The organism is Paenibacillus sp. NRS-1782, assembly GCF_050467685.1.
Lineage (GTDB): Bacteria > Bacillota > Bacilli > Paenibacillales > Paenibacillaceae > Paenibacillus > Paenibacillus terrae_A.
This window is the reverse complement of record NZ_JBITPH010000043.1, coordinates 47,114-65,006: the sequence shown is the minus strand read 5'-3', so window position 1 is coordinate 65,006 and position 17,893 is coordinate 47,114. Positions and strand designations below refer to the sequence as shown.

Here is a 17,893-nt window from a genome sequence, read left to right as displayed (position 1 = left end):
ATCATTTTCTATGCTCACAGAGGAAACTTTTCCATCGAATCTTTAGCAGGAGCGGAAGCCGAATTAGGTCCGCAAGCAGCGGCTGGTTCTTCTTTATTTAAAAGCTTCAAAATTTGCTGCTCATCTGGCATACATTGAAGGACCGCTTGAATATGAGGCTTGTCCTCCACATTGAGAGAATAGTGCACCCACTGTCCGCGTCGAGCTTCTTTTACAATCCCTTGAGACTTTAGCTTTCTTAGATGCTGGCTGATACCCGGCTGCGAAATATCAAAAACCTTGACGAATTCGCACACACACCATTCCCTCTCTTTGAGCAAAGAGAGCATCGTCAGCCGTGTTCTATCACCCAATAGCTTTAATTGCTCCGCTACATAAGCCAGTTGGTCCAATATGATCACCTCTTCTCTCTATATATAATCATTTGCTTATATCTTAATCGTATACTCAACACCACTCTTTTTCAATACAATCGTATAATCAAATTTTTCACTTTTTCATACCCATCTACCGTTGTATACTGTTCTTCAGAACTGCTATGGAAGGAGGCTCATTTTGCGTATTTTTGATATTCTTCGTATATTGGTTGCAGAACAGATGGTCAACGGAGAACACTTGGCAAATGTATTGAAGGTATCCTCTCGAACCATACGAACAGATCTAAAGGAATTGGGGGCGCTGTTGTCGAAGCATGGAGCAGCCGTCAAACCCCTTAAAGGAATGGGCTACAAGTTAGAAATTCGGGACGAACAAGCATTTCATCATCTGCTGAAGCAGTTAAAGGATTATGAAAATCATGTGCCCTATCCATTAGCGAATTCTTCTGAAGCCAGAAATCGTGTTTTAATGAAAAAGCTGCTGCTCACCCATGCATATATCAAACTTGATGATTTAGCTGAGATCCTGTATGTTAGTCGATCTACTTTACAGAATGACCTCAAAGAACTGCGCAAGCTAATGGCAACCTACGGACTATCCCTGGAGAACAAACCGTATCATGGTATTCGAGTCAAAGGTAGCGAGGCCAAGCTGCGTTATTGCATTTCCGACTATATATTTAGTAGAACAGATGAAATAGGCGAGCAGCAGACGTCCCACCCTCCTCTGATTTCTAACGAAGAGATGGAATACATCAGAGAAGTGATTCTGGACCGCATTGAATTCAATGATATTCAGTTGTCGGACATTGCCTTGAACAATCTGGTCATTCATATTGCTATAGCATGTAAGCGCATTCGTGAAGAAAGGTATGTTTCGTATTATCCTCAAGAAATGAAAAAAATTGAAGCGCAGAAAGAGTTTATGGTGGCGACTGAGATCGTATCCGCTTTGGAACAAAAAATGAAGCACTCCTTTCCACTTGTTGAAGTTGCGTACATTGCTGTGCACCTGCTGGGTGTAAGGACAGTCGTTAGTGCCCATTTGGATGAAGTCGAGATTAAAAAGATCATTGATAAAGATATCTACGAGCTAACTATTGAAATACTAGACCAAATTGATCAACAGTTGAAAATGAACATTCACAACGACAAGGAATTACTAATTGCTTTTTGTCTTCACCTCAAACCGGTCATTAACCGTTATCAATACGGGATGAATTTGCGTAATCCTATGCTGGATGAGATCAAAGCCAATTACCCGCTTGCCTTTGAAGCAGGTATCATTGCTTCGGAAGTCATCAAGCAGCGACTTCATATACACATCGAGGAAAATGAAATTGGATATTTAGCCATTCATATCGGAGTCGCGATGGAAAGAAAGAAAATGGAGGACGCACCCAAAAGGTGCATAATCGTATGTGCTTCTGGACTGGGCAGCGCAAAGCTGCTGTATTATAAGCTTCAATCGGTCTTCGGTTCCAGATTGGATATCGTGGGAACTACTGAATTTTATAAGCTTAAACAAATGCCGTTGGATACTGTGGACTTTGTCATTAGCACGATCCCCATTTCAGAACCGCTTTCTGTACCCATGATACATGTGAATACATTTTTGGGCGGTTCCGATATCACTAAAATTGAACAAGCAATCTCAGAGGCAAGACTCCCTGCTGTGCAGTATGTACGCAAAAAATTGGTCTTTCTTCAGCAGAAGCTTGAAAACAAACTCCAGGTGCTTGAATTTATAGCCAAAAAAATACACGAAGCCGATCTTGTGAAAGGCCCCCTGCTGGAATCTGTGATAGAGCGTGAAGCCGTTTCCCCTACTTCATTTGGCAATTTTGTCGCGATCCCGCATCCGATGGAACCTTTCGCTGATTCCACGTTTTGGGCCATCTGTACATTACAAAAAGCTATTGATTGGGATGGCAAGCCAGTACAGTTTATTTGTATGCTCTGCATACAGCGCACCAAATCAGAAGATTTACAGAGTATGTATCATATTTTGCTTGAAATTTTAAATAATGAAAAGCTCGTCCAGCAGCTTATCCGCTGCAAAACGTACACGGAATTCGTAGAAGTGCTGCATAAAAATAGCTGAACATAGAAGTGTGTAAAGACAGGAGAATTCTGAAGCCTATATGGCCAGGGTTTCTCCTTTTTTGTGCGTAGTGATGGAGATATCATGTAAAAAGAACGATTTATTTCCGTTAAGAAGAGGAAATAATGTGCGTTATGTTGAAAGCGATTTCAAATTATAATGCTAAAGAAGACAGCTTTTGAAGGGAGATAAAAAACATGAATAATGATGAAACTACAGAGCACGACGTGAGTATGGAGGGCATGGATGATACAGAAATTGTATTCCAAATTATATTATACGCTGGGAATGCACGCAGCTCGGCCATGGAGGCGATTGAGCTTGCAAAGGCGGGAAGGTTTCAGGAAGCCAAAGAAGAATTAGCCTCAGCTAAAAAAGAACTGGTGTCCTCCCACAAAATTCAAACCAGAATCATTAATAAGGAAGCAGCGGGTGAAAAAACAGAGATGTCGGTCATGATGGTACATGCTCAGGATCATTTGATGAATGCCATCACCATTCGAGATATGGCCTCAGAGTTTGTAGACCTGTATGAACGTATTGATCAATTCGTACCCAAATCGTAGAGGGAGGGGCGCTATCCCATGGCTTTTAAAAACAAGCTAGTCGACGGCCTCACATCAGTGGCAAATGCAATCAACAATTTTAAATATATTATAGCGATCAAATCAGCCTTTATCACATTAATGCCTGTCATCATTGTCGGTGCCTTTGCTGTACTGATTTCCAATATGGTGATGGACCCGGTAAATGGTCTGGCCCATTTTAAGCCGTTCTCCTTCCTGGCAGAGTACAAACCGATTTTCTCAGGCATTAACTATGCCAGCTTGAATATCCTTACCATCCTGGCTATTTTCATGATTGGTCTGGAGCTAGGAAAAATCAACGGGGAGAAAAACTTCTTCCCAGGACTACTCGCTGTAATCTGCTTTATATCTGTGACGCCAACCACGATAGAGTTGATGGTTAACGGGGAAATGCAGAAAGTAACGGATGTCATTGCCCGCCAGTTTACGGATACCAAGAGCTTGTTTTTAGGTATTTTCATAAGCATTCTATCCGTTGAGCTGTACAGCAAACTGGGCAAGTCCGATAAGCTAAAAATTAAAATGCCTGAAAGTGTTCCCAGCAATGTGGCTGTTTCTTTCTCGGCACTCATTCCAACCATCATTACGGTGACTGTCTTCTCGATGCTTGGATTCTTTTTTCATAAATTTACAGGTCTCTACCTGTATGATGCCGTCTATAATGTGGTGCAAAAACCGCTGGAGACCGTGGTGCAAGGACTGCCGGGTATATTGGTACTGATGCTGGTTGCGCAAATCTTCTGGGTGATCGGCATTCACGGGAACCAAATGGTAAAACCGATTCGTGAACCTCTGCTGCTTGGAGCGATTACGGTCAACATGACTGCTTATGAGCAAGGACTGCCGATTCCGAACATTATTACGATGCCTTTCTGGGACGTATACATGAGTATCGGTGGTTCAGGGATTACGCTGGCCCTTTTGATTTGTATTATGATTGCTTCCAAGCGCGAGGATATGAAGGAAATTACCAAGCTTTCGTTTGGACCGGGCCTGTTTAATATTAACGAGCCTGTCATTTTCGGACTTCCGATTATGTTGAATCCATTGATGGCTATCCCTTTCATTATTACTCCGCTTATCACAGGAACGATTGGCTACTTTTCGACGTTGCTTGGATTTGCAGGTAAGGCCGTCGTCATGGTTCCATGGACTACTCCGCCTATTATTAATGCCTACCTGTCTACAGGTGGAAGCATTGGCGCCGTCGTAACTCAGATCATTTGTATTGTGGTAGCGATTATCATTTATTTCCCGTTCGTCAAAATTGCCAACAAGCGAACGACTGAATAATGCGCTACTATAGAAATATACCCCTAATTGAAAGCGTATTCTTAATGGATTCAGGTTAACGCCAACTTTAAAGGAAGAAGCTGATCATGGTGAAAATGACTTTTCGGTGGTATGGCGAGCAGGATTCCATTCCACTCTCTTACATCCGGCATGTCCCCTATATCAAAGGAATTGTAAGCGCGGTTTATACCGTTCCACCTGGAGAGGTATGGCCTTGGGACCGTATCACTGCTCTCAAGCAGCAAATCGAGGAAGCGGGACTTACATTTGAAGTCGTGGAAAGCGTTCCGGTACATGAAGCGATCAAGCTGGGACTCCCCACCAGGGACAACTATATTGCCAATTATAAAGAAACGCTGAGAAGGCTGGGTGATGCCGGGGTAAAAGTAGTCTGCTACAATTTCATGCCTGCCTTTGACTGGTTTCGTACCGTCATTGACAAGCCTCTTCCCGACGGATCGTTGACATTGGCTTTCTCGGGGGAAGAACTGAAAAAGATTGAGCCGAACATTGCTGATTTTACGCTTCCGGGTTGGGATTTATCATATCCAAAGAAAGAGCTTCCTGCTTTAAGGAAGCAGTATAAAGAACTGGGAATCGAAGGAATCTGGGAAAATCTAGCTTATTTTCTGGCGGAAGTGATTCCCGCAGCGGAAGAGGTCGGCGTGAAAATGGCGATCCATCCAGATGATCCGCCATGGCCTGTTTTGGGTCTGCCGCGTATTCTTAGCAAGGAAGCAGATTTGGACCGTCTGCTGGAGCTTCAGCCTAGCGTGCATAACGGTATTACCTTTTGCAGCGGCTCGTTAGGCAGCTCACCAGACAATCATTTACCCGGAATGTTAGACAAATACGCCGCGCAGAAAAGGATCCATTTTGTTCATCTACGTAATGTCAAACGTTATCCTAACGGTGATTTTGAAGAGTCCGCGCATCTGTCCGAATCGGGTAGCATAGATATGGCGGAGCTGATTCATATCCTGCATCGTCATCAGTTTGAAGGGTATGTAAGACCTGACCACGGGAGAATGATCTGGGGAGAACAAGGAAAGCCCGGCTATGGACTGTATGACCGTGCATTGGGAGCGGCCTACTTAACGGGCCTTTGGGAATCTATAGTACGAAAAGGAGAAGCATGTAATGGCTAAACATACGATACAAATTCCATCGAATTTCATCATGGGTGCTGCGGCTTCCGCCTGGCAGACAGAGGGCTGGAGCGGTAAAAAGGAAGGGCAGGACTCATTTCTCGACCAATGGTACAAAAATGACCGCTATGTCTGGCACAATGGATATGGACCTGCGGGGGCAACCGATTTTTATAACCGTTACGCTGAGGATATTGCGCTGATGAAGCAGATTGGCCTGACCCATTACCGTACTTCTATTAATTGGTCCCGCTTCTTAACGGATTATGAGAATGTTATCGTGGATGAAACGTATGCGGATTATATGGGCCGGGTCATTGACGAGTTGATTGCCAGCGGGGTCGAGCCCATGATTTGTCTGGAGCACTACGAGGTGCCCGCTTATTTGCTGGACAAATATGAGGGCTGGTCTTCCAAGCATGTGGTGGAACTGTTTGTGAAATATGCAGAAAAGGTTTTTGAACGCTACGGTAATCGGGTAAAACACTGGTTTACATTTAATGAGCCCATTGTTGTACAGACTCGTGTCTATCTGGATGCCCTTCGCTATCCCTATGAACAAAATACGCGGAAGTGGATGCAATGGAATTATAATAAAACGTTGGCTACTGCAAAATGCGTACAGCTCTTCAAGGCCAAAAGCTATAGCCAGAACGGGGCTAAAATAGGCGTTATTTTGAATCCTGAAGTAACCTATGCCCGATCCAGCGCCCCTCATGACCAGTATGCGGCACATGTGTATGATTTATTTTATAATCGAGTATTTCTGGACCCGCTTATTAAAGGCGAATACCCGCAAGAATTGTTCGATCTCATGAGCAAGCATGATATTGCATTTGAAGCTACAGCGGAAGAATTGACAGTAATTAAGGGCCATACTGTGGACTACGTCGGCATCAATCTCTATTATCCACACCGGGTCAAGGCGCAGAGTAAAGCCTGGAATGAAAACATTCCCTTTCATCCCTCTTACTACTATGAGCATTTCGATCTTCCGGGTAAAAGAATGAACAAGTCACGGGGCTGGGAGATTTATCCCAAGATTATTTACGATATGGGAATGCGTATTAAGAATGAATATAACAATATCGAGTGGTTTGTCGCGGAAAATGGCATGGGCATTGAGAATGAAGTTGTCTTCAAAAATGAGGAGCACATCATTCAGGACGACTATCGCATTGGCTTTATAACGGAGCATTTATGCTACACGTTACAAGCTGTAGAGGATGGTTCGAACTGTACAGGTTATATGCTGTGGGCCTTTACAGACAACGTTTCGCCCATGAATGCTTTTAAAAATCGCTATGGACTGGTGGAAATTAACCTGGAGAATGATCGAAGTCGGCATTTGAAGAAGTCCGGCTACTGGTATCAAGCTGCCATCAAAGAACGCTCGTTTGTTGCTGATCTGGATGAAGAGTATAAATAATTAAAAATTTATTTCTGGAGGCGCTCAAATATGAAAAAAATTATTCTGGCATGTGCTGCGGGTATGTCCACATCCATTCTGGTTTCCAAGATGAAAAAAGAAGCCGAAGCAAGATCCATAGTGCTTAACATCGAAGCCATCCCCGAAAGTGCCATTAAGGAAGAGCTGGAAGGCATTAAAGATTCTGTAATTGCTATTTTGCTTGGTCCTCAAGTACGGATGCGTAAAAAGCCGATTGCCGAAATTGCAGCTCCCTATGGCATCCCGGTGGATGTCATTGATATGATCGCTTACGGTAGAGCCAACGGTGCCGCCGTGCTGGATCAAGCCTTGAAGCTGGCTGGCGAATCATAATAAGCATATAGACATTTTTAGATGAATAGCAAAAAGCGGCAGTCTCCCATCAGGAAACTGCCGCTTTTCCGTATATTGGTAACCATATTGATATTGATTATCCCGTCACCTTAAACCGTCCAATCAACTGATGCAGCTCAGCGGACATCCCTTTCAGACTCTCCGTCGATTGGCTGACGCCTTCCATGGAGGTTAGCTGCCCATCCGAGGCTTCTGCAATCAGGTGGAAGTGTTCGGCTGCATGCCGTGAAATTCCCTCCATCTGGTCCACGGAAGCTGCGACTTCCTCAGAAACAGAAGTGATCTCCTCCGAGGCAGCCGATACCTCCTGCAATTGTGTCGTGATCCGTTCCAGACCGGAATGAATATGGCCAAAGGATTGTCCAGCCACATTTACAATGTCCATTCCCACCCTAGCTTCAAGGGCGCTTCCCTCCATCCGTATGGACAGCTCGGAAGTCTGTTGCTGAACCGAGGTGATAATGCCTGCGATCACCGCCGAGGACGACTGGGATTGAGTCGCCAGCTTCCTTACCTGCTCGGCTACCACGGCAAAACCACGCCCATGCTCTCCGGCCCGAGCCGCTTCTATCGCTGCATTCAGCGCGAGCAGATTGGTTTGTCCAGCAATATCCGTCATCAGGGAAAGTACCTCTCCGATCTCCACGGAATGCTCCTCTAATTGTTTGGTGGCGGCAGCCATCGCCGCTGTAGAGTCTACAATGGATTTCATTTGATCCACAGCCCTGACAATGGCTTCATTACCCTGAAGCGCATTCTCGGTAGTTTCCTGCGATAAGTCCGCTACAATCGCAGCAGATTGTGCAATTCGATGCATGCTGGAGGTCATGTCCTCCATGCCTTTATTCATCTCCATGGTCTGAAGTACCTGGGTTTCTGCCCCCACGGCAGCTTCTTTAATATGTATGGAAATATCCCGACTGGCTTCTGCGGTAACATGGGCATGATTGTACACATCCCCGGACGAAGACAGGATCTGGTCCGAGCCTTTGCCAATGCCCTCAATTACCGTTCTTGTATCCGTTACGAGGACCCCAAAAGCCGAAGCCAGACGGCCAATTTCATCCTTACGATTCGTATCAATAACGACCGTAAGATCGCCTTCCCCAACCTTGGCGACGTCTCGGGTCAACCTTAATAACGGATGTGTCAAATATTTGGCTAGTGCAAAGACCAACAGAATACATACCACCAGCACAATCGCAGCTACGATCAGCATCGTTCTTCTGGATGTTTCCATTAATTTGTATACCTCTGTAGCATCCAGATCTGCCCCGACAACCCCTGTGATACTGCCGTCCTTGCCTTTAATGGGAACGTAAGCCGAGACGGTTGCTCCGTATTCGTCCTTTGTCAGATCGCCTATGGAAGCCTCGCCCGTTTCAAAAGTATGCAGCATCCCCGGGTACGCATTGTTTTCGGGAGTGCCCAGCGGCGAATAGTCCTCTTTAGCGGTGGAAGCAGCCACGCCATCAACGATGTACACATAGCTCGTTTGGCCTCCGTCTTCCACTTTCCCCAGCGTGTATAAATACTTGAAGCCGTTAGCTTCCTTCAGCTCGTTAAGCTGATCGCGCAGCTCATTAAAATAAGCATTCTCTCCCCCGGCAACGGGTTTAATGTCTGTATATTTGTCCACATTAATCATGGCTGCGGCCCTTTTGGCCACCGCTTTGGCCTGCTGGCCCATGGAGTTTTCCACCAGTTCGCTCGAAGATTGATACAAGGTAAAACCCAGAATGGCTCCACCGATTACAATAAGGCCCGAAAAAAACAACACCATACGTGACAACAGACTGTTCAACCCGCCAACGCTCCTTTGGATAATCCAACTTGTATTTACATCATTTTATATTATACATGTCTTTCTGCCTATCATTTTTAGTTAAAACGTCCCATATTTCCTATTCCACATCAAAATTGAAGTATGTTTTAGCATAAGGTTCCTTCATCAGCGTAAAGTGCCACCATTCCTTGCTGTAAGGCTTGAAACCACGCTTCACCATAGCATCCCTAAGGATTTTTCGGTTCGCCTGCTGTGTCTTGCTGATCAGCTTCGTGTTGTAATAGGAAATATCACCGAAAAAATCAAACGGACTCCCCATATCGACAGTCTTCCCCGTTTTGATGTGTACTAGCGTCAAATCCACGGTGCTCCCCCGCGAATGGCCGGATTTCCTGGCGATGAAGCCCAGCTTGAACAGATTGCACTTATCCAGCTTCGGGTAATATTGCTGCTTCATTTTCATATCTCCGCTATCCTGCGACCATCTGACAAAATGATTCACGGCTTTTTGCGGACGATAGGCATCGTATACTTTCAACAGATATCCTTTGGCTGCCAGATCATCGCTGACCCCTTTTAAAGCGGCTGCACCTGTATGGGTCATGATCGCAAAAGGCCCCTTATATCCATCAATTCGTCTGCCAACAAAGTTATTTTCACTATAATAGCGGATTTCATATTGCGCCTCAGGAATCACTTCATCCAGATACACGAAGCCCTTGGGCAATTTATTTTTCTTCTCAATGGTCAAATTTTGCGTTGTACTGCTATCCGCAGTTACGTCCGAGGCTCCGGCAGCAACAGTAGAAAAAGGACCTGCATTTAGCAAAAATGCATATGTAATCAGTGCGATGCCGATTTTTCTTAAAGACTTTTTCAACATAGATCAGACTCCCCTTTGTGAAACTGGTTGGCTTACTGCTGACCATTGTATCAGGTGAGGACATTTTTTCCTATAAGCAGCTGCCCGGCTATCCATAAAAAAGAGGCTGATCCTCCAGCCCCTTCCTGAATCGCACGCTTTCTCGCTACACGCCTTCTTTTCCTGAACCCATACTGCTCACATACGTTTCCTTCAATCCGGCAGAGATGCCATATAGTGGCTCCCATCGAAGCCAATGTCTCGCGACTGCGTTGCTAAGACAGCTATGGTGAATGTCTCCCGCCCGCACAGCTGAATACACAGGCCGAACGGACGAACCGTGCAGCTTCAGCAAATCGTAGGCCAGCCGATTGATGGACGTTGTCGTCCCGTACTCACATGCACTGTACGTTGATCCGCTGCACGTATAGCCGCCATATTCGCTCTGACTACATCCTTGACGTACACGAAATCGCGGGTTTGCGTTCCGTCGCCGTGAATGAGCAAGGGGCTCCCTTTTTTCAGCCGATCCATAAAAAGAGCGACTACACCGCCCTCTCCCTTCGCGGCCTGACCGGGACCATACACATTGCCGTAACGCAAAATCGTGTAATTCATGCCATATACCCGATGAAAAAGCCGGATATACGATTCTGCGGTCAGCTTGGAAAGCCCGTAGCCCGAAATCGGCTCCAAGGGATCGTCTTCCTGAATACATTGCTTTTGCAGTTCACCGTATACGCCAGATGTGGACGCAAATATCAGTTTGGATACACCGGCTTCATGACAAGCCTGCAGCAGATGAATTGTCCCCAGCACATTCACATCTGCGTCCTCATCCGGTCGATGGATGGATTGCTGGACTTCGGCCTGTGCCGCCAAGTGAAACACAATATCCGGGCTTTCCCGAATGAGCAGCGTCCGGGTCTCGGAGCTGCGGATATCCGCCATATGCATGACCGCGCGCGGGTCCACATTTGCGACATTCCCGGTCGTCAGATTATCCAGCACATGCACCCTGATGCCCGAATCAGCAAGCGCACGCACCAGATGGGAACCAATAAATCCGGCTCCCCCGGTGACCAAAACCTTCACTAGCGCACCCTCCTTTTGAACCGAAGCAAGTTTCTTCCTTTCCCATCATGTTATGCGGCGCTCTACAGCTTGGCGCAGGCACAAGCACAGGCACCAAAGACAATCTAAGACGTACCTCCCCGTTGTTCAGACGTGTAGCCTGACGTTTGCCAGCATAAAGCGCCACATCTCATCCTGCCCGCTCCAAATATCCTCAGGCGGCAGCGACACTGAAACCAGCCGCTCCAGTCCCCAATCCAGCTCAGTCACATCGGCAGCCCCTGTATAATCCACGAATAACAAGCGAAAATCGTGGGTAATCATCTGTGACAATACGGTGTGCAGTTCTATCGCCTGATCCCGACTGCCCCCCAGACGAACCAGCAGCAAACGGGACGCAAGCGCAGATTTCTCCAATAGACGTGCAATTCGGCGATCAAGCGTCGTTTTGAATGCAGGATAAGAAGTCAGATGTTCCGATGTATTCAGGGTAACAGGGAAATGGTGTGCCGCTGTAATTTCATACGACGCGTCCTCGACCATGAAGTTATACTCGCCATAATCATGCCCCGTGACACGCAGGCTGGCAAAGTCCATAAATCCGGCGAAACGGGCATCCAGCAAGCGACTGATCTGCGACAAGTTGCCGGAAATCATCCAATCCAGCGGTCCCGCGTATGGACGCAGTCCGTTTTTATCCAGCTGAATGGAAGGCAGGCAATGTCCTCCCAGGCTGAATACAGCGTCATAATCCCCCTGCAATCGCTCAAGCACGCTGTCCTCCCCTTTCCGAAGATAGGGACATTCCCTGAAAAAGCGTACGCCAGTGCGAATCACTTTGGTAATTCCATACATCGGCAAAAGGCATTTCCACCGCGCATACATTCGCAAGCTGCCAGTCCAACTCGGTCAACTCTGTTACACCGGAACAATTAACGATGAGCAGACGAAATTCATGCGCCATCATGCCGTACAAGATGCGCTCCAGTTCCTCTACCTCTGCATAGGTTCCCAGCATACGGACGAACAAGCTGCGCTGCGCCTTCTGCGTTTTAGCAAAAAAACGTTCGATACGGCGGTCTATCTTCTCCCTGAACTCTGGATAAGTCGCCAGATCTGCGGAAGTATTGCGTTCCTGCGGGAAATCATGTACCGAGATCACGTTATAATCGATATCCCTGACCATATAGTTCAGTTGGCTCGTACCAACGACACTTAAATTGGGCAAATCCATAAACCCGGCAAACCGGTTTTCCAGCAAGCGATTCACATCGGACAGCGTGTCAGACATCATCCAATCCAGCACCCCGGCAAACGGCCGCAGGCGGTTTCTTTCCAATTGAATGGCAGGCGTGCAGTTTTGCCCCAAACTGAAGACCGCATCATATTCCCCTGCCAGCTGTGCAAGTCTCATAGCCGTGCCTCCTTTTTAAAGCGACCCAACCCTTTCCTCAGGCCGCAGGTTGTTCCACTCTACATTACATGCACAGCTCGGCTAAAAGGGTTGGACCCCGGCGCGTATTTTGTCAAAAAAGGCGTACAACTATCCAGTCCAGACACGGCCATTTTTCATATGATATAGGGCTGGTATACAACAGAATTCAAGGAGGCTACATGATATGTCCGTGTTTCTTTTATCTGCTGATCATCACCTCACTTATCACAGCGCCAGTATACAGAGCTGCCATGTGACCCTGTTCAATCGTGAAAAGAGACCTGTCGATGTACTGTTGGAAATAGGGAATGATAGCGGTGTTTTCCGACGGCAGCTACTTAGCCTGAGCACTTCTCCCGAAGCTGGCTCCGTAGTACAGCTCAAGGATATGGAGACAGCCCAAAATCCTTTTTACCTGCGGGTGGTCACAAGTATATGCAATCCGGAAACGTTATTTATTTTGGCTGAATTTGTAGAGAACGGGAACGTGGTCGCTATGCGTACAGCCAGTCATTTTACCGTGACGCCCTAAACCACGGACAGGAGAGGAAGAAGGTATGCTAAAATATTCGGTACAAAACAAAGCCGAAGCAGGCACACATGCGCTGCCTTTTCAGGTCACCGAACAGGAGAGCGTGCTATCTACGTTGATCATTCCTGCGAGTGAGTCTGAAGGGAGTATTGTCATTGAAACCTCCTTGGCATGGGAAAATCCGCTGCTCAACTGGGATATCGGAGAGCTGGTTATCCGGCTGCGTCGCAACGATGGGCAGGGTCCCGTGCTGGACTGGTTGCAGGATTTCTGCTATCAGGAGGGCTTTGCCGAGCTAAGGTATGAGGAATCTGCGGGACAGTCAGCGCCATATGTATATTGCGTGACCGTGCAATCGGCTGACCGCAGGGCCGTTGTCACGGGTCCACTCGTGATCCAAGGCTCGGTCTACGAAGATTCGGTTAATGAAAACCCGGACGGAACATGATCCGAAATCATCCAAAAGGCAGGCCGGGATGTGATGAAGTGCCCCCTTAAAGTTAGACAATTTATTTCAGGCAACTTGTTGGGTATGGGCTCGGTATTGTACGGGGCTCATACCCTTTAATTTGGCCTTGATACGTTTGTGACTATAGTAATCCATATACTTCTCCAGTTCTTGCTTGAAGTACTCCATGTTGTCAAATTCTTTTAGATATAGAAGAATAAAATGAAGTATTAGACCGTTGAAATTAAGTTGTAGACTGACAATACGTCATTAAGCTAACGGGTATAATATTGGTATAATATGGTTATTTAAAGTTTTGAGATTTTCACGAATTGTACTATGATAAACTTGATTCCATTAATTGATTCGAGCAATCGTAGGGGACAGTGCCCCTTACTCTTACACAATTTAGAGAACAGTATACCTAAGGAGTGGTAGAAATGGCGCGTGTTTTATTTATTAATGGTGGATCAGAGGGACATATCAATCCGACTATTGGAGTTGTGCAAGAGCTTATTTCGCGTGGAGAAGAAGTGGTGTACTTTTCTATAGAAGCTTTTCGGGAGCGTATCGAGAAGACGGGAGCTTCAGTACGAACATTTGACGATCAAAAATTTATAAAAGCCTTTATCTCAGGTGGAAGAGATTATTTACTCGAAAGAATCAACGGTCTTTTACTTACGGCAGATATAGTCATACCAAGCGTTCTTGAACAGATCAAAGGAGAGCATTTTGATTACATCATCCATGATTCCATGTTTGGTTGTGGACGTTTACTCGCTCAAATGCTTAAGCTTCCTGCAATCAATTCTTGTACTTCTTTTGCACAGACAAAAGTATCATTTGATAAAATGTTGGAACAATTTTCTATAAAAGTCCCTACAGAAATTGTTAAACCTATAATCGATAAATTTCAAAGCCTGACGGAAATGGTGAAAGAAAAATATGATGTGGAGATCCATTCTCCTTACGAAGTGTTTTGTAATCCTGCACCACTTACAATCGTTTATACAACAAGGGAGTTTCAACCTTATGGAGAAGCATTCGACCAAACTTATAAATTTGTAGGTCCATCTATCTCTTCACGATTAATTCAAGAAAACTTCGACTTTACTGCAATCAAGGGGAAAAACCCAATTTACATTTCACTGGGTACTGTCTTTAACCAAGCAATTGATTTCTATAAGCTTTGTTTTGAGGCATTGGGGAATACGGATCATACTATTGTCATGTCTATTGGGAATAAAACCCAAATCTTTGATTTAGGGGAAATTCCTGAAAACTTCATCGTAAAAAATTATGTTCCACAAACTGATGTACTGCATTACACTAAATTATTTATTACACATGGTGGAATGAACAGTACCAATGAAGGTCTCTATTATGGGGTTCCGCTAATTGTAATCCCACAAAGCGCGGATCAGCCGATCATTGCGGGGCAAGTCGCCAATATCGGAGCAGGCATTAAATTACAAATGCAAAGCTTGACTGCAAATCAACTACGTGAAGCTGTAGATCATGTGTTAAGCCACTCATCTTTCAAGAAAGCTGTTGCAAATATTAGGGAATCCTTTCGAGAATCAGGTGGGTATCATCAAGCTGTTAATGAGATAAAAGAGGAGACAAGCTATGATGATTAAAATGTCACTTTCGAATATGAGGGAAAGAAGTCGAATGAGAATGAGGGCTCTTCAGCTAACCTTACGAATGCCTTGTCCAGCATCTCTGATACAAGTCGTACCCTGCTTGATATCTCAGAACGGCATCCTTTTTCTGTTCTAAATTAAATTTAGTCATGAAAAAACTGCACCTCCAAATGTTATTCGTGACTAACAATTGGGGGGCAGTTCAGTGATTTCCGGCCTGCCTTTTACACTTGCTCCAAATGTAATGAAACAGTCGAATATTCATATGCATTACGGACGTCCCAATTCAGAATTACTGTCGTTCTCATGGCACAGTTTGTTTGAGACGTCCCAGAATTTCAGTGTCCGGTAGCTTATAATGTTCCGGTAACGAGGTGTTAATCCGGTTCCATATTTCATAATCCACCTCAAAATCCGGGTGCGATTGCTCGATTTCAAAAATACGGTTGTACAAGTCTCCAACTACAGGAAAAGTCATGTTCCCCCTCCTCACTATCGAATCAACGTACTTGATTGAGCGCTTGCCCGTAAATATTGATGAGCCGTGCAATCATGACATCCAGAGACCAATGCGCAGTTCCCCATGTCTTGGCACGGTTCCCCATAGCTATACGCACGTCATCCTGAGCCAGCAATTGCTGCAAATGAGCTGCTAACGCCTCCACATCGCCAACCGGGGAAACCAGTCCAGTATGTTCATGCTCCACCATTTCTGGAAGTCCACCTGCATCCGATACCACTGCCGGAAGCCCCGAAACCTGCGCCTCCATAACCGAAAACGGCTGATTATCCTGTATGCTCGGATGAACAAAAATATCTGCCAGTTGCAAAAGGGCAGGCACATCCTCACGATGCCCGAGAAAAACCACCTCTTCCCTCAGCCCCAGCTCCTCAGCCTGTGTTTGAAGCTCTTCCCTTTTGTCTCCCTCTCCGACAATCCAGCAAACCCAGTCTGTACGCCGATCTTTTAGCAAACTAAGAGCGCTCATTAAGTAATGCAACCCTTTAATATATACCAGCCGTGAAGGACAAATAATGACCTTTTTTCCTGCGGGTCGTGTCATGTCCGTTCCCTTTTCCTGGACTTCCCAGAAGTGTTCAGTATCCAGGCCATATTGGAAAGTAGCAATCTGTTGCTCAGGCACTTCGAACTCACGAACAAGCGTCTGTTTCATCCATTCTGTAGACGTTATTGTAATATCAGCAGATAGCGCCCCATAGTGCTCCAGCGCCCAATAATATTTCCACATCAACGATTCCCGATATCCCGGCTCCTGATCTCGTTCAAGCGCCATCATGACTTCACGGGCCAACGAGCCGTGAATATTGGCCACGAGTGCGCTATCCTTACGTTTGACTCGGCTTAGGGCACGTGTCGCAATGACATCCTGTGTATGAATGACATCATACTGTTCAACTCCAAAATACGCCGCCGCCAGTTCCATGCAATATCGGTCCTTTTCCACCGTCTGCACCCAAGAGTCCTTGTGTAATACAGGTACAGCCGCCTCATTCAGCTTCGTGTTCAGCATGGGCAACAACTGATCTTTCAGCAGTTCCCTATTTTCAAAAACAATATGGTATTTGGGTATATCCGGCCCGTTGCCCATCAAGTCCACAGTGTGACCCTGTAGCTCCAGTCGTCTTTTAATTTGTAGCATAAACGGCCACACGCCTCCCAAATGAGGGATCGGCCAGTAGGTAGCCAACAAAATTTTCACAACAGCCTCACCTCCCCCGTCTAGTACATTTATGTTCCGTCGCTTCCGTAAATTTGCTGAAAGCCCGACAATGCATCTGTCCATACCGCAAAAAAACCGCTATTTGGCACGATAGTCACATCAATAAAATTACCGATCGTGACGACTGGAACCGGGACAACAGAAGACACAGGTAGCGAAGAACTGAACGCTGTCCCCCCATTGAAGGATACAATGACCTGGTATCCATTAACAGGATTGGTCACAATGTACCCGACATAAATCACCCCTGTAATGTTCACGGTGATTTCCCCCCACGTGATCCCTCCATCCTGTGATCGCTGGAAAAACATGACCGAGCCGCCGAAAAAATCGGGATTGTACTGATGCGTATAACATAAATAGATGCTTCCGGTATAGGAGCTGACCTGAGAAGTATCAAATTTCACGCTGACCTCAACATTATTGACAAATGTCCCATACCCCCGCTGGGCAATCACGGGCGGATCAAATGTATTGCCATTGTCTCTGGACACGTAAGTAGCAATGGTACCGTTCAAACCGTCTACGACGGTCCTGTCGTAGACTCGATAGCCGCAGACACAATAGTACCGTCGAGCAGATTGAAAGCGACACTAGGCTCTTGCGCCAGCCTTCCGCTTTGCGTGAACTGTACGTTCGGCATCAGGCTCCACCTCCCGGTACACCGGCAAAAATCGTCAGGCGGCTGTTCACGCAGCGTTATGTTGGATACGAGAATATCCCCGCTAAAGGTAGCACCTCCATCAAAGGATCGCCGTATAAAATAAGCCGGTGTCTGCGGGCCCGTACGAATCCAGCTGACATAGACATGCCCGAGATAGGGGCTGGCTCCGGCGGAAGCGGCAGTAAAGAATCGGTCCAGTCCGCCCCTGCGTCCAATGATCGGTAAAGACCAATGAGAGGGGGCCCGCTGCTAAAATCAACAGCGACAGCCACCACAATATTCGGATTCAACAAATTAACGGCCACACTTGGCTCAAACTTGGGTAACCCGCTGGGTGTCACCTGAAAATTAAAGGGCATGACGAGCATTCCTTTCATTACAAATTGGTAAT

18 protein-coding genes and 2 pseudogenes are annotated in these 17,893 nt (G+C 46.1%); 9 read left to right on the top strand and 11 right to left on the bottom strand.

Features of this window, described 5'->3' with window-relative positions; genetic code table 11:
• Positions 1-14: 14 nt before the first annotated feature.
• A complete protein-coding gene (locus ACIFQM_RS16870) occupies positions 15-392 on the bottom strand; it encodes an ArsR/SmtB family transcription factor (RefSeq protein WP_430065807.1) in 378 nt (125 codons plus the stop codon).
• Positions 393-555: 163 nt separating this feature from the next.
• On the opposite strand from ACIFQM_RS16870, the gene ACIFQM_RS16865 reads away from it, so the two are divergent.
• The 6 genes from ACIFQM_RS16865 (at position 556) to ACIFQM_RS16840 (ending at position 7,292) form a co-directional block, all read left to right on the top strand.
• A complete protein-coding gene (locus ACIFQM_RS16865) occupies positions 556-2,481 on the top strand; it encodes a BglG family transcription antiterminator (protein WP_430047796.1) in 1,926 nt (641 codons plus the stop codon).
• A gap of 197 nt (positions 2,482-2,678) precedes the next feature.
• The gene (locus ACIFQM_RS16860; protein ID WP_430040695.1) at positions 2,679-3,047 is read left to right on the top strand and encodes a PTS lactose/cellobiose transporter subunit IIA; all 369 of its coding nucleotides are present in this window, start codon (positions 2,679-2,681) and stop codon (positions 3,045-3,047) included.
• Positions 3,048-3,065: 18 nt separating this feature from the next.
• Complete coding sequence (locus ACIFQM_RS16855; protein WP_430040694.1) at positions 3,066-4,361, top strand: PTS sugar transporter subunit IIC; 1,296 nt, start codon at positions 3,066-3,068, stop codon at positions 4,359-4,361.
• Between the two features lie 89 nt (positions 4,362-4,450).
• Positions 4,451-5,509, top strand: coding sequence for a mannonate dehydratase (gene uxuA / locus ACIFQM_RS16850; protein ID WP_430047823.1), 1,059 nt, complete (start codon positions 4,451-4,453; stop codon positions 5,507-5,509).
• On the top strand, positions 5,502-6,938 hold the full coding sequence (locus ACIFQM_RS16845) for a glycoside hydrolase family 1 protein (RefSeq protein ID WP_430040693.1): 1,437 nt from the start codon (positions 5,502-5,504) through the stop codon (positions 6,936-6,938). The genes uxuA and ACIFQM_RS16845 overlap by 8 nt, the downstream gene beginning before the upstream one ends.
• Positions 6,939-6,968: 30 nt before the next feature.
• A complete protein-coding gene (locus tag ACIFQM_RS16840) occupies positions 6,969-7,292 on the top strand; it encodes a PTS sugar transporter subunit IIB (RefSeq protein WP_430065805.1) in 324 nt (107 codons plus the stop codon).
• A 97-nt stretch (positions 7,293-7,389) separates the two neighbouring features.
• On the opposite strand, the gene ACIFQM_RS16835 is transcribed toward ACIFQM_RS16840, so the two are convergent.
• The 5 genes and pseudogenes from ACIFQM_RS16835 to ACIFQM_RS16815 all read right to left on the bottom strand — a co-directional run bounded on the left by ACIFQM_RS16835 (position 7,390) and on the right by ACIFQM_RS16815 (position 12,449).
• The gene (locus ACIFQM_RS16835; protein WP_430047800.1) at positions 7,390-9,117 is read right to left on the bottom strand and encodes a methyl-accepting chemotaxis protein; all 1,728 of its coding nucleotides are present in this window, start codon (positions 9,115-9,117) and stop codon (positions 7,390-7,392) included.
• 100 nt (positions 9,118-9,217) lie between these two features.
• Positions 9,218-9,982 carry a M15 family metallopeptidase gene (locus ACIFQM_RS16830; RefSeq protein ID WP_430065803.1) on the bottom strand — a complete coding sequence of 255 codons (765 nt, stop codon included), beginning with the start codon at positions 9,980-9,982 and terminating at the stop codon, positions 9,218-9,220.
• Positions 9,983-10,127: 145 nt separating this feature from the next.
• A pseudogene (locus ACIFQM_RS16825) lies at positions 10,128-11,056 on the bottom strand (NAD-dependent epimerase/dehydratase family protein).
• Positions 11,057-11,182: 126 nt separating this feature from the next.
• Entirely contained in the window at positions 11,183-11,809 is a 627-nt protein-coding gene (locus tag ACIFQM_RS16820) for a DUF1796 family putative cysteine peptidase (protein WP_430040688.1), read from the bottom strand.
• Positions 11,802-12,449, bottom strand: a complete 648-nt coding sequence (locus tag ACIFQM_RS16815) for a DUF1796 family putative cysteine peptidase (protein ID WP_430047803.1) — start codon at positions 12,447-12,449, stop codon at positions 11,802-11,804. The genes ACIFQM_RS16820 and ACIFQM_RS16815 overlap by 8 nt, the downstream gene beginning before the upstream one ends.
• Positions 12,450-12,654: 205 nt before the next feature.
• On the opposite strand from ACIFQM_RS16815, the gene ACIFQM_RS16810 reads away from it, so the two are divergent.
• Both ACIFQM_RS16810 and ACIFQM_RS16805 read left to right on the top strand, forming a co-directional pair.
• Complete coding sequence (locus ACIFQM_RS16810) at positions 12,655-13,002, top strand: hypothetical protein (RefSeq protein WP_430040686.1); 348 nt, start codon at positions 12,655-12,657, stop codon at positions 13,000-13,002.
• A gap of 25 nt (positions 13,003-13,027) precedes the next feature.
• Positions 13,028-13,450, top strand: a complete 423-nt coding sequence (locus ACIFQM_RS16805; RefSeq protein WP_430040685.1) for a hypothetical protein — start codon at positions 13,028-13,030, stop codon at positions 13,448-13,450.
• Positions 13,451-13,516: 66 nt separating this feature from the next.
• On the opposite strand, the pseudogene ACIFQM_RS16800 reads toward ACIFQM_RS16805, so the two are convergent.
• Positions 13,517-13,696, bottom strand: a pseudogene (locus tag ACIFQM_RS16800) (IS3 family transposase); the annotation flags it as partial.
• A 194-nt stretch (positions 13,697-13,890) separates the two neighbouring features.
• On the opposite strand from ACIFQM_RS16800, the gene ACIFQM_RS16795 reads away from it, so the two are divergent.
• Positions 13,891-15,090: a macrolide family glycosyltransferase gene (locus ACIFQM_RS16795; protein ID WP_430040684.1), complete on the top strand. Its 1,200-nt coding sequence runs from the start codon at positions 13,891-13,893 to the stop codon at positions 15,088-15,090.
• 310 nt (positions 15,091-15,400) lie between these two features.
• Here ACIFQM_RS16795 and ACIFQM_RS16790 read toward each other — a convergent pair whose 3' ends face one another.
• The 4 genes from ACIFQM_RS16790 to ACIFQM_RS16775 form a co-directional block, all read right to left on the bottom strand.
• The gene (locus ACIFQM_RS16790; protein WP_200893401.1) at positions 15,401-15,574 is read right to left on the bottom strand and encodes a hypothetical protein; all 174 of its coding nucleotides are present in this window, start codon (positions 15,572-15,574) and stop codon (positions 15,401-15,403) included.
• A 22-nt stretch (positions 15,575-15,596) separates the two neighbouring features.
• On the bottom strand, positions 15,597-16,817 hold the full coding sequence (locus ACIFQM_RS16785) for a glycosyltransferase family 4 protein (RefSeq protein ID WP_430040683.1): 1,221 nt from the start codon (positions 16,815-16,817) through the stop codon (positions 15,597-15,599).
• 29 nt (positions 16,818-16,846) lie between these two features.
• Positions 16,847-17,356, bottom strand: a complete 510-nt coding sequence (locus tag ACIFQM_RS16780; RefSeq protein ID WP_430040682.1) for a hypothetical protein — start codon at positions 17,354-17,356, stop codon at positions 16,847-16,849.
• 181 nt (positions 17,357-17,537) lie between these two features.
• Positions 17,538-17,861, bottom strand: a complete 324-nt coding sequence (locus ACIFQM_RS16775; RefSeq protein ID WP_430040681.1) for a hypothetical protein — start codon at positions 17,859-17,861, stop codon at positions 17,538-17,540.
• Positions 17,862-17,893: the final 32 nt, after the last annotated feature.

Bases quoted from the DNA above. Each gene is read 5' to 3' on its own strand.
- ACIFQM_RS16860 (WP_430040695.1), top strand. From the start codon at position 2,679: ATGAATAATGATGAAACTACAGAGCACGACGTGAGTATGGAGGGCATG.
- ACIFQM_RS16855 (WP_430040694.1), top strand. From the start codon at position 3,066: ATGGCTTTTAAAAACAAGCTAGTCGACGGCCTCACATCAGTGGCAAAT.
- ACIFQM_RS16845 (WP_430040693.1), top strand. From the start codon at position 5,502: ATGGCTAAACATACGATACAAATTCCATCGAATTTCATCATGGGTGCT.
- ACIFQM_RS16840 (WP_430065805.1), top strand. From the start codon at position 6,969: ATGAAAAAAATTATTCTGGCATGTGCTGCGGGTATGTCCACATCCATT.
- ACIFQM_RS16830 (WP_430065803.1), bottom strand. From the start codon at position 9,982: ATGTTGAAAAAGTCTTTAAGAAAAATCGGCATCGCACTGATTACATAT.
- ACIFQM_RS16815 (WP_430047803.1), bottom strand. From the start codon at position 12,449: ATGAGACTTGCACAGCTGGCAGGGGAATATGATGCGGTCTTCAGTTTG.
- ACIFQM_RS16810 (WP_430040686.1), top strand. From the start codon at position 12,655: ATGTCCGTGTTTCTTTTATCTGCTGATCATCACCTCACTTATCACAGC.
- ACIFQM_RS16805 (WP_430040685.1), top strand. From the start codon at position 13,028: ATGCTAAAATATTCGGTACAAAACAAAGCCGAAGCAGGCACACATGCG.
- ACIFQM_RS16795 (WP_430040684.1), top strand. From the start codon at position 13,891: ATGGCGCGTGTTTTATTTATTAATGGTGGATCAGAGGGACATATCAAT.
- ACIFQM_RS16790 (WP_200893401.1), bottom strand. From the start codon at position 15,574: ATGACTTTTCCTGTAGTTGGAGACTTGTACAACCGTATTTTTGAAATC.
- ACIFQM_RS16775 (WP_430040681.1), bottom strand. From the start codon at position 17,861: ATGCCCTTTAATTTTCAGGTGACACCCAGCGGGTTACCCAAGTTTGAG.